19 protein-coding genes are annotated in these 11,625 nt (G+C 37.8%); all 19 read left to right on the top strand.

Annotated elements, in window-relative coordinates; all coding sequences use genetic code 11:
* Positions 1-187 precede the first annotated feature (187 nt).
* The 19 genes from BN2144_RS05435 to rplE all read left to right on the top strand — a co-directional run bounded on the left by BN2144_RS05435 (position 188) and on the right by rplE (position 11,621).
* Complete coding sequence (locus BN2144_RS05435; RefSeq protein WP_033827294.1) at positions 188-436, top strand: 50S ribosomal protein L7ae-like protein; 249 nt, start codon at positions 188-190, stop codon at positions 434-436.
* Between the two features lie 99 nt (positions 437-535).
* Positions 536-955, top strand: coding sequence for a 30S ribosomal protein S12 (rpsL, locus tag BN2144_RS05430; RefSeq protein WP_033827293.1), 420 nt, complete (start codon positions 536-538; stop codon positions 953-955).
* A gap of 57 nt (positions 956-1,012) precedes the next feature.
* Complete coding sequence (gene rpsG, locus BN2144_RS05425; RefSeq protein ID WP_033827292.1) at positions 1,013-1,483, top strand: 30S ribosomal protein S7; 471 nt, start codon at positions 1,013-1,015, stop codon at positions 1,481-1,483.
* A 73-nt stretch (positions 1,484-1,556) separates the two neighbouring features.
* Positions 1,557-3,635: an elongation factor G gene (fusA, locus tag BN2144_RS05420; RefSeq protein WP_033827291.1), complete on the top strand. Its 2,079-nt coding sequence runs from the start codon at positions 1,557-1,559 to the stop codon at positions 3,633-3,635.
* A 128-nt stretch (positions 3,636-3,763) separates the two neighbouring features.
* Positions 3,764-4,951: an elongation factor Tu gene (gene tuf, locus BN2144_RS05415; RefSeq protein ID WP_033827290.1), complete on the top strand. Its 1,188-nt coding sequence runs from the start codon at positions 3,764-3,766 to the stop codon at positions 4,949-4,951.
* A gap of 320 nt (positions 4,952-5,271) precedes the next feature.
* On the top strand, positions 5,272-5,580 hold the full coding sequence (rpsJ, locus tag BN2144_RS05410; protein WP_025729837.1) for a 30S ribosomal protein S10: 309 nt from the start codon (positions 5,272-5,274) through the stop codon (positions 5,578-5,580).
* A gap of 32 nt (positions 5,581-5,612) precedes the next feature.
* Positions 5,613-6,242 (top strand): 50S ribosomal protein L3, encoded by a 630-nt coding sequence (rplC, locus tag BN2144_RS05405; protein WP_033827289.1) that lies wholly within the window; start codon positions 5,613-5,615, stop codon positions 6,240-6,242.
* A gap of 26 nt (positions 6,243-6,268) precedes the next feature.
* Positions 6,269-6,892, top strand: a complete 624-nt coding sequence (gene rplD, locus BN2144_RS05400) for a 50S ribosomal protein L4 (protein ID WP_033827288.1) — start codon at positions 6,269-6,271, stop codon at positions 6,890-6,892.
* Positions 6,889-7,176, top strand: a complete 288-nt coding sequence (gene rplW / locus BN2144_RS05395; RefSeq protein WP_187366974.1) for a 50S ribosomal protein L23 — start codon at positions 6,889-6,891, stop codon at positions 7,174-7,176. The genes rplD and rplW overlap by 4 nt, the downstream gene beginning before the upstream one ends.
* 24 nt (positions 7,177-7,200) lie before the next feature.
* The gene (rplB, locus tag BN2144_RS05390; protein ID WP_033827286.1) at positions 7,201-8,031 is read left to right on the top strand and encodes a 50S ribosomal protein L2; all 831 of its coding nucleotides are present in this window, start codon (positions 7,201-7,203) and stop codon (positions 8,029-8,031) included.
* A gap of 58 nt (positions 8,032-8,089) precedes the next feature.
* Positions 8,090-8,368, top strand: a complete 279-nt coding sequence (rpsS, locus tag BN2144_RS05385) for a 30S ribosomal protein S19 (protein WP_033827285.1) — start codon at positions 8,090-8,092, stop codon at positions 8,366-8,368.
* Positions 8,369-8,386: 18 nt separating this feature from the next.
* On the top strand, positions 8,387-8,728 hold the full coding sequence (gene rplV, locus BN2144_RS05380; protein ID WP_033827284.1) for a 50S ribosomal protein L22: 342 nt from the start codon (positions 8,387-8,389) through the stop codon (positions 8,726-8,728).
* 3 nt (positions 8,729-8,731) lie between these two features.
* Positions 8,732-9,388 carry a 30S ribosomal protein S3 gene (gene rpsC, locus BN2144_RS05375; RefSeq protein WP_033827283.1) on the top strand — a complete coding sequence of 219 codons (657 nt, stop codon included), beginning with the start codon at positions 8,732-8,734 and terminating at the stop codon, positions 9,386-9,388.
* A gap of 1 nt (position 9,389) precedes the next feature.
* On the top strand, positions 9,390-9,824 hold the full coding sequence (rplP, locus tag BN2144_RS05370; protein ID WP_033827282.1) for a 50S ribosomal protein L16: 435 nt from the start codon (positions 9,390-9,392) through the stop codon (positions 9,822-9,824).
* Positions 9,814-10,014 (top strand): 50S ribosomal protein L29, encoded by a 201-nt coding sequence (gene rpmC, locus BN2144_RS05365; RefSeq protein WP_033827281.1) that lies wholly within the window; start codon positions 9,814-9,816, stop codon positions 10,012-10,014. The genes rplP and rpmC overlap by 11 nt, the downstream gene beginning before the upstream one ends.
* A gap of 21 nt (positions 10,015-10,035) precedes the next feature.
* Positions 10,036-10,299: a 30S ribosomal protein S17 gene (gene rpsQ, locus BN2144_RS05360; protein WP_033827280.1), complete on the top strand. Its 264-nt coding sequence runs from the start codon at positions 10,036-10,038 to the stop codon at positions 10,297-10,299.
* 39 nt (positions 10,300-10,338) lie between these two features.
* Positions 10,339-10,707: a 50S ribosomal protein L14 gene (gene rplN / locus BN2144_RS05355; RefSeq protein WP_033827279.1), complete on the top strand. Its 369-nt coding sequence runs from the start codon at positions 10,339-10,341 to the stop codon at positions 10,705-10,707.
* A gap of 34 nt (positions 10,708-10,741) precedes the next feature.
* Complete coding sequence (rplX, locus tag BN2144_RS05350) at positions 10,742-11,053, top strand: 50S ribosomal protein L24 (RefSeq protein ID WP_033827278.1); 312 nt, start codon at positions 10,742-10,744, stop codon at positions 11,051-11,053.
* Positions 11,054-11,081: 28 nt separating this feature from the next.
* Positions 11,082-11,621 carry a 50S ribosomal protein L5 gene (gene rplE / locus BN2144_RS05345; protein WP_033827277.1) on the top strand — a complete coding sequence of 180 codons (540 nt, stop codon included), beginning with the start codon at positions 11,082-11,084 and terminating at the stop codon, positions 11,619-11,621.
* Positions 11,622-11,625 lie beyond the last annotated feature (4 nt).

Raw genomic sequence — 11,625 nt, 5'->3', positions numbered from 1 at the left:
GCCTTAAAGGAGAATAGAGCCTTTGTTACGCCAATCGAGAAAGTAGATATAATAAATATTTACTTTCCGATTAGTCAAAAGTACTAGGCACGTAAAAAAGTTTTCGCAACTTCTTGACTTTTAAAAATGAAGGTGCTAATATACTAAAGGTGCTCCTAATAATCCTGTTACTTTGGAGGATATAAAAATGTCTTATGAAAAAGTAAAACAGGCTAAGAAGATTAAAATAGGAACAAAACAAACAATAAAAGCTCTAAAATCGGGCTCTGTTCATGAAGTAATTATTGCAAGCGATGCAGATCAAAGACTCGTATCAAGTGTGATTAAGCAAGCAGAAGAATATCAGGTGCCAATCACATACGTTGATTCTATGAAAATTCTTGGAAAAGCGTGCGGTATTGATGTGCGTGCTGCAACTGTTGCTATTATGGATTAAATATTACTGTAGTTATCTAACTGACTACAAAATTATTTTTGCCCTAAAATGAATCACCTGGATGTGTGGGCTTAAAAAAGCATGAAGGGAGGAAAAAACATGCCTACAATTAATCAATTAGTTCGTAAACCACGTAAAGCTATAGTTGAAACATCAAAATCACCTGCGTTAAATAAAGGTTATAACTCTTTCAAGAAAGAACAAACAAACCTTGCTTCTCCACAAAAACGCGGTGTATGTACTCGTGTAGGTACAATGACTCCGAAAAAACCAAACTCAGCATTACGTAAATATGCTCGTGTTCGTTTAACAAATGGAATTGAAGTGACTGCTTACATTCCTGGAATCGGACATAATCTACAAGAACACAGCGTTGTGTTAATTCGTGGTGGACGTGTTAAAGACTTACCAGGGGTACGTTATCATATTGTTCGTGGTGCGTTAGATACTGCTGGTGTAGAAAACCGTAAACAAAGTCGTTCTAAATATGGAACAAAACGTCCTAAAGAAAAGAAATAATTTAAAAGAAACCGTAATGTAAAAAGATATAACTATCTTTTGAAGGGAGGAAAAAACATGCCACGTAAAGGTCCTGTTTCAAAAAGAGACGTGTTACCAGATCCGATTTATAATTCGAAACTAGTAACTCGTTTAGTTAATAAAATTATGATTGATGGTAAAAGAGGTAAAGCACAAACTATTTTGTACAGCGCTTTTGATATCATTCGTGAACGTACTGGTAAAGACCCAATGGAAGTATTCGAACAAGCATTAAAAAACATTATGCCAGTATTAGAAGTAAGAGCGCGTCGTGTGGGTGGTGCTAACTACCAAGTACCAGTAGAAGTGCGTCCAGACCGTCGTACAACACTTGGTCTACGTTGGTTAGTTAACTATGCACGTCTACGCGGTGAAAAAACAATGGAAGAACGTTTAGCAAATGAAATTTTAGATGCAGCTAACAATACGGGTGCTTCTGTTAAGAAACGTGAAGATACTCATAAAATGGCTGAAGCAAACAAAGCGTTTGCCCACTATCGTTGGTAATATGCTTCTTCTAACTTATTAATCAATTTAAAACAAAAACCTTAATAATTCTAACAAGGAAGGAGAAATAGGGATGCCGAGAGAGTTCTCCTTAGAAAACACTCGTAATATTGGAATCATGGCTCATATCGATGCAGGTAAAACAACTACAACAGAACGCATCCTGTTCTATACTGGCCGTATCCATAAAATCGGTGAAACTCATGAAGGTGCTTCACAAATGGACTGGATGGAGCAAGAACAAGAACGTGGTATTACAATCACATCTGCTGCAACAACAGCCCAATGGAAAGGTCACCGAGTTAATATCATTGACACCCCAGGACACGTGGACTTCACTGTTGAAGTTGAACGTTCATTACGGGTACTTGATGGAGCAGTAACAGTTCTTGATGCTCAATCTGGTGTTGAACCGCAAACGGAAACTGTATGGCGCCAAGCAACAACATACGGTGTACCAAGAATTGTATTTGTTAATAAAATGGATAAAATAGGTGCTAATTTCTTGTATTCCGTAGATACTCTACGTGAACGCCTACAAGCAAACGCACATGCTGTTCAATTGCCAATCGGGGCAGAAGATCAATTTACTGGAATTATTGACTTAGTTGAAATGAAAGCTCATTTCTATAAAGATGATTTAGGAACAGTTGATGAGTCTTCTGTCATTCCTGATGAATATAAAGAACAAGCTGAGGAATATCGTAACAAGCTAATCGAAGCAGTTGCTGATTTTGATGAAGAATTGATGATGAAATACCTTGAAGGTGAAGAAATCACGGTTGAGGAATTAAAGGCAGCAATTCGTAAAGCAACGATTAGCGTAGAATTCTACCCAGTATTCTGTGGTTCTGCATTCAAAAATAAAGGTGTTCAATTAATGCTCGATGGAGTTATTGATTACTTACCAGCACCAACTGATGTTCCAGACATTAAAGGGACGAACCCTGACACTGATGAAGAAGTGACACGTCCGTCAAGCGACGACGCACCATTCTCTGCATTAGCGTTCAAAGTTATGACAGACCCTTATGTTGGTAAATTGACATTCTTCCGTGTGTATTCTGGTACATTAGAATCAGGTTCATACGTAATTAACTCTACAAAAGGCAAACGTGAACGTGTAGGACGTATTCTTCAAATGCACGCAAATCACCGTGCTGAAATATCTACAGTTTATGCAGGAGACATTGCTGCAGCTGTTGGATTAAAAGATACGACTACAGGGGACACACTTTGTGATGAAAAGAATAGAGTTATTCTTGAATCAATGGAATTCCCAGAACCAGTTATTTCTGTAGCTATTGAACCAAAGTCGAAGGCAGACCAAGATAAAATGAGTACTGCTCTTCAAAAATTACAAGAAGAAGACCCAACATTCCGTGCTCATACAGATCAAGAAACTGGTCAAACAATTATCGAAGGTATGGGAGAACTCCACCTAGATATACTTGTTGACCGTATGAAACGTGAATTTAAAGTTGAAGCAAATGTTGGTGCGCCACAAGTTGCATACCGTGAAACATTTACTGCTTCAGCTCAAGTAGAAGGTAAATTTGTTCGTCAATCAGGTGGACGTGGTCAATTTGGACATGTTTGGATTGAATTCTCACCAAATGAAGCTGGTAAAGGTTTCGAATTCGAAAACGCAATTGTCGGTGGGGTTGTTCCACGTGAATATGTACCAGCTGTTCAAGCAGGACTTGAAGATTCAATGAAAAACGGTGTATTAGCAGGATACCCACTTGTTGATGTAAAAGCTAAATTATTTGACGGTTCTTACCATGATGTTGACTCTAGTGAAATGGCATTTAAAGTTGCGGCATCTTTAGCTTTAAGAAATGCAGCTAAAAAATGTGCTCCAGTAATTCTAGAGCCAATTATGAAAGTTGAAGTTGTTATTCCAGAAGAATACTTAGGCGATATTATGGGTGATATTACTTCACGTCGTGGTCGCGTAGAAGGTATGGAAGCACGCGGTAACGCACAAGTTGTACGTGCAATGGTTCCACTATCTGAAATGTTTGGATATGCTACTTCACTACGTTCTAACACACAAGGTCGTGGTACTTTCACAATGGTAATGGATCATTATGAAGAAGTTCCAAAATCAATCGCTGAAGAAATTATCAAAAAAAATAGCGGTGAATAATTGATTTTGTAAAACGAATCTTGTATAACTACTATTGTAGGTTATAATTGCTTTGGAAATGGCATTCCGTTTCCAAAGCTACATAAATACATTAAAATAATATGAAAATTAAAGGAGGATAAATCCTAATGGCTAAAGAAAAATTCGATCGCTCTAAACCACATGTTAATATTGGTACAATTGGTCACGTTGACCATGGTAAAACTACTCTAACTGCCGCAATTACAACTGTATTATCAAAAACTGGTGGAGCTGAAGCACGTGGATATGATCAAATTGATGGTGCTCCAGAAGAAAAAGAACGTGGTATTACAATTTCTACTTCTCACGTAGAATATGAAACAGCTAATCGTCACTATGCTCACGTTGACTGCCCAGGACACGCTGACTACGTTAAAAACATGATCACTGGTGCTGCTCAAATGGACGGAGCTATTCTAGTTGTATCTGCAGCTGATGGCCCTATGCCACAAACACGTGAACATATCCTTCTTTCTCGTCAAGTTGGTGTTCCTTACATCGTTGTATTCATGAACAAATGTGACATGGTTGACGATGAAGAACTACTAGAATTAGTTGAAATGGAAGTTCGTGACCTATTATCTGAATATGACTTCCCTGGTGATGATATTCCTGTAATTAAAGGTTCTGCATTAAAAGCTCTTGAAGGGGATCCAGCATGGGAAGAAAAAATCCATGAATTAATGGCAGCTGTTGACGAATATATTCCAACTCCAGAACGTGATACTGACAAACCATTCATGATGCCAGTAGAAGATGTATTCTCAATCACTGGTCGTGGTACAGTTGCTACAGGACGTGTAGAACGTGGTGTAGTAAAAGTTGGTGACGTAGTTGAAATCGTTGGTCTTTCTGAAGAACCAAAATCAACAACTGTAACAGGTGTTGAAATGTTCCGTAAACTTCTTGATCAAGCAGAAGCAGGTGACAACATCGGTGCACTTCTTCGTGGTGTTGCTCGTGATGAAGTTGAACGTGGTCAAGTTCTTGCAAAACCAGGAACAATCAACCCACATACAAAGTTTACAGCTCAAGTATACGTATTAACAAAAGAAGAAGGTGGTCGTCATACTCCTTTCTTCGCAAACTATCGTCCTCAATTCTATTTCCGTACAACTGACGTAACTGGAATTATCGAGTTACCTGAAGGTGTAGAAATGGTTATGCCTGGCGATAACGTTGAAATGACAGTTGAACTTATTGCACCAGTTGCGATTGAAGAAGGAACTAAATTCTCAATTCGTGAAGGTGGACGTACAGTAGGCGCAGGTTCTGTTGCTTCTGTATTAAAATAATAATAGTTTAAAAAGCGAGTGGCAATTTCCACTCGTTTTTTTATTTTAATGAATAATAGTAGAATTGGTCTCTTTTGGAAGTCAATTTCATGTTGAAATCTATCCTTAATCTATATATAATAAGGAAGGCTGAATGTTGGCGAATATTATTCGTAAAATAGTTGCATTGTATATTTTTTTTATGTATAATATTCAATGTTGACTTGAAATTGCGATGAAGTGAAAGGTTGCTGACACACCCGGCCGCTTTGCCATGGCGAGTGTTCAGGAAATTTTCATGGAGAATGTCTAAACGAATTAGGCGAAAAGGAGGGAAAATAATGGCAAAACAAAAGATTCGTATTCGTTTAAAAGCATATGATCACAGAATTTTAGATCAATCTGCTGAGAAAATTGTAGAAACTGCAAAGCGTTCTGGTGCTTCTGTAAGTGGTCCAATTCCATTACCAACAGAGAAAAGTGTCTACACGATTCTTCGTGCGGTTCACAAATACAAAGATTCTCGTGAGCAATTTGAAATGCGTACACATAAACGTTTAATCGATATTGTAAATCCAACACCACAAACGGTCGATTCATTAATGCGTTTGGATTTACCATCAGGTGTCGATATTGAAATCAAATTATAATAATAAAGTTAAAATAACAGGAGGTGTGACTGATGACCAAAGGAATCTTAGGAAGAAAGATTGGTATGACTCAAATTTTCTTGGAAAACGGTGATTTAATACCAGTTACTGTAGTTGATGTAACTCCAAACGTCGTTCTTCAAAAGAAAACTGTAGAAAATGACGGTTATAATGCAATTCAATTAGGTTACGATGATAAACCTGAGAGATTAGCTAACAAGCCTGAAAAAGGACATGTAGCAAAAGCAGAAACCGCTCCTAAGCGCTTCATCAGTGAAATTAGAGATATTAATATAGAAGAGTTTGAACTTGGTCAAGAAGTCAAAGCTGATATTTTCGAGGAAGGTAGTATCGTAGACGTAACGGGAATTTCCAAAGGTAAAGGATTCCAAGGTGCAATTAAACGTCACGGTCAATCACGTGGTCCAATGGCACACGGTTCACGTTACCATAGACGCCCAGGTTCAATGGGTCCAGTAGCTCCAAACCGCGTATTTAAATCAAAAGCATTACCAGGACGTATGGGTGGAGAACAAATTACGATACAAAATCTTGAAGTAGTAAAAGTTGATACTGAAAGAAACTTACTTTTGATTAAAGGTAATGTTCCTGGTCCGAAAAAATCATTCTTGAAAATTCAAAGTGCGGTTAAATCAAGATAATTACTTAGGAAAGGAGGACAATTGGAATGCCAAAAGTAACAGTTTATAACCAAGGCGGATCACAAGTTGGAGAAATCGAACTGAATGATTCTGTTTTTGGTATTGAACCAAACAAACATGTAATGTCAGAAGTTATTATTAGTCTTCGTGCTTCACAAAGACAAGGTACGTCAAAAGTAAAAAACCGTTCTGAAGTTCGTGGTGGCGGTCGTAAACCATGGAGACAAAAAGGAACTGGTCGTGCTCGTCAAGGGTCAATTCGTGCACCGCAATGGCGTGGTGGAGGTACTGTATTCGGTCCGGTACCACGTAGCTATGCATACAAATTGCCTAAAAAAGTTCGCCGTCTAGCAATTAAATCAGCTTTATCTACGAAAGTACAAGAAAATAATATTCTAGTACTTGATCAGTTAACATTTGAAGCACCAAAGACAAAGGAATTTGTTAATGTGCTCAATAACTTATCTGTAGCTTCAAAAGCTCTTGTTGTTACTAGCGATATTAATGAAAATGTACTATTATCTGCTCGTAATATCCCAGGTATCAAAGTTGTTAGCTCAAACGCTGTAAATGTTCTTGACATTATCGGTCATGAAAAATTGATAATAACGAAAGATGCTGTTGAAAAAGTAGAGGAGGTGCTAGCATAATGGATGCACGTGATGTCATTAAGCGCCCCGTAATCACTGAACGCTCTATGAATGATTTGAACGAACGTAAATATACATTCGAAGTTGATGTAAGAGCAAACAAGACACTTGTTAAACAAGCTGTAGAAGAAATCTTCGGTGTTAAGGTAGAAAAAGTTAATGTTATGAATTATAAAGGAAAATTCAAACGCATGGGCAAATATGGTGGTTATACAAATAAACGCCGTAAAGCGATTGTTAAATTAACTGAGGATAGTAAGGAAATAGAAATCTTTCAAGCCTAAATTATAGAAAAGGAGGGAAATTAAATGGCGATTAAACATTATAAACCTACTTCAAACGGTCGTCGTAACATGACAGTTTCTGACTTTGCTGAAATCACGACTGATAGTCCAGAAAAAACATTACTACGTCCGTTAAATAAAAAAGCTGGTCGAAATAACCAAGGTAAGTTAACAGTTCGTCATAAAGGTGGCGGTCATAAACGTCAATATCGTGTGATTGATTTTAAACGTGATAAAGATGGCATTCCAGGACGCGTTGCCACAATTGAATATGATCCAAACCGCTCTGCAAACATTGCATTAATTCATTATCATGATGGTGAAAAAAGATATATCATTGCACCAAAAGGGCTAAAAGTTGGAATGGATATCGAATCAGGTTCTGACGCAGATATCAAAGTTGGTAATGCTTTACCACTTGCTAAAATTCCTGTTGGTACAGTGATTCATAATATTGAATTGAAACCAGGTAAAGGCGGTCAATTAGTACGCTCAGCTGGAAGTAGTGCACAAGTACTTGGGAAAGAAGGTAAATATGTACTTGTTCGTTTAAATTCAGGTGAAGTGCGTATGATTCTTGCTGCTTGCCGTGCTACAGTTGGTCAAGTTGGTAATGAACAACATGAACTAATTAATATTGGTAAAGCTGGACGTTCTCGTTGGTTAGGTAAACGACCTACTGTTCGTGGTTCAGTAATGAATCCTAATGACCATCCACATGGTGGTGGGGAAGGTAAAGCTCCAGTTGGACGTAAGTCTCCTGTTACACCTTGGGGTAAACCTACTCTTGGGTATAAGACTCGTAAGAAAAATAATAAATCTGATAAGTTTATTGTACACCGTCGTAAAAAATAGATTGATTGCTACGGTTCAATAAACGAACCGTAGGGCAATCATGAAGGGAGGTACCAAAATGGGTCGAAGCTTAAAAAAAGGACCTTTTGTTGATGAACATTTAATGAAAAAGGTTGATGCTCTAAACGAATCTGGTAAAAAACAAGTGATTAAAACTTGGTCTCGTCGTTCCACTATTTTCCCTGCATTCGTAGGTCATACAATCGCAGTATATGATGGACGTAAACATGTGCCAGTATATATTTCTGAAGATATGGTCGGACATAAACTTGGTGAATTTGCACCAACTCGTACTTATAAAGGCCATGCCAGTGATGATAAGAAAACAAGACGTTAATGAGAGGAGGGCAAACCCATGGAAGCAAAAGCTGTTGCAAGAACAGTTCGTATTGCTCCTCGTAAAGCTCGCTTAGTCGTTGATTTAATTCGAGGAAAGCAAGTAGGTGAAGCAATTTCTATTTTAAAATTCACACCTAAAGGTGCATCACCAATCGTAGAGAAAGTGTTAAACTCTGCAATTGCTAATGCAGAACATAACTACGAAATGGATGTAAATAATTTAGTTGTATCTAAAGCATTTGTTGATGAAGGACCAACATTGAAACGGTTCCGTCCGCGTGCTCAAGGCCGTGCATCTCAAATAAATAAACGTACAAGCCACATTACAATCGTGCTTACAGAAAAAAAGGAGGGATAATGAGTGGGTCAAAAAGTTAATCCTATAGGTATGCGTGTCGGGATTATCCGTGATTGGGAATCTAAATGGTACGCTGATAAAGACTATGCAGATCTTTTACATGAAGACATTAAAGTTCGTGAATATATCGCTAATCGCCTAAAAGATGCTGCTGTATCTGGTGTAGAAATTGAACGTGCCGCTAATCGTGTTAATATCACTGTTCATACTGCAAAGCCAGGTATGGTTATCGGTAAAGGTGGTTCTGAAGTTGAAGCATTACGTAAAGCTCTAAATGCTTTAACAGGGAAAAAAGTTCATATTAATATTGTGGAAATTAAAAAAGCTGATCTCGATGCAAAATTAGTTGCTGAAAATATTGCACGTCAATTAGAGAACCGTGTATCATTCCGTCGTGCCCAAAAACAAGCCATTCAAAGAACTATGCGTGCAGGTGCAAAAGGAATTCGAACAATGGTATCTGGTCGTCTTGGTGGCGCTGATATTGCTCGTTCTGAACATTACAGCGAAGGTACTGTACCACTTCATACTCTACGTGCTGATATTGATTACGCACATGCAGAAGCTGATACAACTTACGGAAAACTTGGCGTAAAAGTTTGGATCTATCGTGGTGAAGTTCTTCCTACAAAGAAAAACGCTGAGGAAGGAGGAAAATAATATGTTATTACCTAAACGTGTTAAATACCGTCGTGAACATCGTGGAAAAATGCGTGGACGTGCAAAAGGCGGTACAGAAGTAAGTTTTGGAGAATACGGTTTACAAGCTCAAGAAGCTTCTTGGATTACAAACCGTCAAATCGAAGCAGCACGTATTGCTATGACTCGTTATATGAAACGTGGCGGTAAAGTTTGGATTAAAATTTTCCCACATAAGCCATATACTGCTAAACCATTAGAAGTACGGATGGGTTCTGGTAAAGGGGCTCCTGAAGGCTGGGTTGCTGTTGTTAAACCAGGGAAAATCTTATTTGAAATAGCAGGTGTACCTGAAGAAGTTGCACGTGAAGCGTTACGCCTTGCAGCACATAAACTTCCTATTAAATGTAAGTTTGTAAAAAGAGAAGAAATTGGTGGTGAAGTAAATGAAAGCTAAAGAAATCCGTGATTTAACCACTGCCGAAATTGAACAAAAAGTAAAATCGTTGAAAGAAGAACTATTTAATTTGCGATTCCAATTGGCTACTGGTCAACTTGAAAATACTGCTCGTATTCGCGAAGTTCGTAAATCGATTGCTCGTATGAAAACTGTAGTTCGTGAAAGAGAGATTGGTATTAATAACTAATGTTCGAGAGGAGGTAAGGTAATGAGCGAACGCAACCAACGTAAAGTTTATACAGGGCGTGTTGTTTCAGATAAAATGGATAAAACCATTACTGTTTTAGTTGAAACATATAAAAAACATCCTCTTTATGGTAAACGCGTAAAATATTCGAAAAAATTTAAAGCTCATGATGAGCTAAACACAGCGAAAATTGGCGATATCGTACAAATCATGGAAACTCGCCCACTATCTGCTACAAAACGTTTCCGTTTAGTTAAAGTCGTTGAAAAAGCTGTTATTATTTAATTGATATAGATCGTTAGGTTTCTGAAGGGAGGTTTCACTATGATTCAACAAGAATCACGTTTAAAAGTTGCTGATAACTCTGGTGCACGTGAAGTGTTAGCAATTAAAGTATTAGGTGGATCTGGACGTAAATACGCAAATATTGGTGATGTGATTGTTGCAACTGTTAAACAAGCAACACCAGGGGGCGTTGTTAAAAAAGGTGACGTCGTAAAAGCTGTTGTAGTTCGTACAAAACGTGGTGTTCGTCGTACAGATGGTTCATATATCCGTTTTGACGAAAATGCTTGTGTAATAATCCGTGATGACAAGAGTCCTCGTGGTACACGTATCTTCGGACCTGTTGCCCGTGAACTTCGTGATAACAACTTCATGAAGATTGTCTCACTAGCTCCAGAAGTTCTTTAATAAAATAGTATTGCCTTTTAAGGAGGTGCGAATTATGCATGTAAAAAAAGGTGACAAAGTAATGGTTATTTCCGGTAAAGACAAAGGGAAAACAGGGATTGTACTAGCTGCTTATCCTAAAAAAGACCGAGTAATCGTTGAAGGTGTCAATATTATAAAGAAACACGCTAAACCTTCTCAAGATAATCCACAAGGTGGAATTATTACAATGGAAGCAGCCATTCATGTTTCAAATGTGATGCCAATTGATCCGAAATCAGGTAAACCAACTCGTGTTGGATATCAAGTAATAGATGGTAAAAAAGTACGTATTGCAAAAAAATCAGGTGCGGTATTAGATAAATAATTCGTGTTGAAGAAAGGAGGTACACATGATGAACCGCCTAAAAGAAAAATATGTAAATGAAATTGTTCCAAGTTTAATGAGTAAATTTAACTATAAATCTGTCATGCAAGTGCCTAAACTTGATAAGATCGTAGTCAATATGGGTGTAGGTGATGCAGTTCAAAACTCTAAAGCGTTAGATAATGCTGTTGAAGAATTAACTTTAATTACAGGTCAAAAACCTGTTGTTACAAGAGCGAAAAATTCAATCGCTGGATTCCGTCTTCGTGAAGGAATGCCTATCGGTGCAAAAGTTACATTACGTGGTGAACGGATGTATGATTTCCTTGATAAATTAGTATCTGTATCTTTACCTCGTGTACGTGACTTCCGTGGTATCTCAAAAAATGCATTTGATGGTCGCGGTAACTACACTTTAGGTATTAAAGAGCAATTGATTTTCCCTGAAATTGATTACGATAAAGTTTCCAAAGTACGCGGTATGGATATTGTTATTGTAACAACTGCAAATACTGACGAAGAGTCTCGTGAACTATTAACTCAATTAGGTATGCCGTTTAAAAAGTAATCAG

This window comes from Bacillus andreraoultii (assembly GCF_001244735.1).
GTDB classification, from domain to species: Bacteria; Bacillota; Bacilli; order Bacillales; family Caldibacillaceae; genus Caldifermentibacillus; species Caldifermentibacillus andreraoultii.
The sequence above is the reverse complement of the archived record's forward strand: the minus strand, read 5'-3'. Positions and strand labels throughout refer to the sequence as shown.

Excerpts from the sequence above, each read along its gene's own strand:
- rplV (WP_033827284.1), top strand. The coding sequence starts at position 8,387 with ATGGAAGCAAAAGCTGTTGCAAGAACAGTTCGTATTGCTCCTCGTAAA.
- rpsG (WP_033827292.1), top strand. The coding sequence starts at position 1,013 with ATGCCACGTAAAGGTCCTGTTTCAAAAAGAGACGTGTTACCAGATCCG.
- fusA (WP_033827291.1), top strand. The coding sequence starts at position 1,557 with ATGCCGAGAGAGTTCTCCTTAGAAAACACTCGTAATATTGGAATCATG.
- rpsS (WP_033827285.1), top strand. The coding sequence starts at position 8,090 with ATGGGTCGAAGCTTAAAAAAAGGACCTTTTGTTGATGAACATTTAATG.
- rplX (WP_033827278.1), top strand. The coding sequence starts at position 10,742 with ATGCATGTAAAAAAAGGTGACAAAGTAATGGTTATTTCCGGTAAAGAC.
- rpmC (WP_033827281.1), top strand. The coding sequence starts at position 9,814 with ATGAAAGCTAAAGAAATCCGTGATTTAACCACTGCCGAAATTGAACAA.
- rplP (WP_033827282.1), top strand. The coding sequence starts at position 9,390 with ATGTTATTACCTAAACGTGTTAAATACCGTCGTGAACATCGTGGAAAA.
- rpsL (WP_033827293.1), top strand. The coding sequence starts at position 536 with ATGCCTACAATTAATCAATTAGTTCGTAAACCACGTAAAGCTATAGTT.
- rplE (WP_033827277.1), top strand. The coding sequence starts at position 11,082 with ATGAACCGCCTAAAAGAAAAATATGTAAATGAAATTGTTCCAAGTTTA.
- tuf (WP_033827290.1), top strand. The coding sequence starts at position 3,764 with ATGGCTAAAGAAAAATTCGATCGCTCTAAACCACATGTTAATATTGGT.
- rplN (WP_033827279.1), top strand. The coding sequence starts at position 10,339 with ATGATTCAACAAGAATCACGTTTAAAAGTTGCTGATAACTCTGGTGCA.
- rpsJ (WP_025729837.1), top strand. The coding sequence starts at position 5,272 with ATGGCAAAACAAAAGATTCGTATTCGTTTAAAAGCATATGATCACAGA.
- rplC (WP_033827289.1), top strand. The coding sequence starts at position 5,613 with ATGACCAAAGGAATCTTAGGAAGAAAGATTGGTATGACTCAAATTTTC.
- rplD (WP_033827288.1), top strand. The coding sequence starts at position 6,269 with ATGCCAAAAGTAACAGTTTATAACCAAGGCGGATCACAAGTTGGAGAA.
- rplB (WP_033827286.1), top strand. The coding sequence starts at position 7,201 with ATGGCGATTAAACATTATAAACCTACTTCAAACGGTCGTCGTAACATG.
- BN2144_RS05435 (WP_033827294.1), top strand. The coding sequence starts at position 188 with ATGTCTTATGAAAAAGTAAAACAGGCTAAGAAGATTAAAATAGGAACA.
- rpsQ (WP_033827280.1), top strand. The coding sequence starts at position 10,036 with ATGAGCGAACGCAACCAACGTAAAGTTTATACAGGGCGTGTTGTTTCA.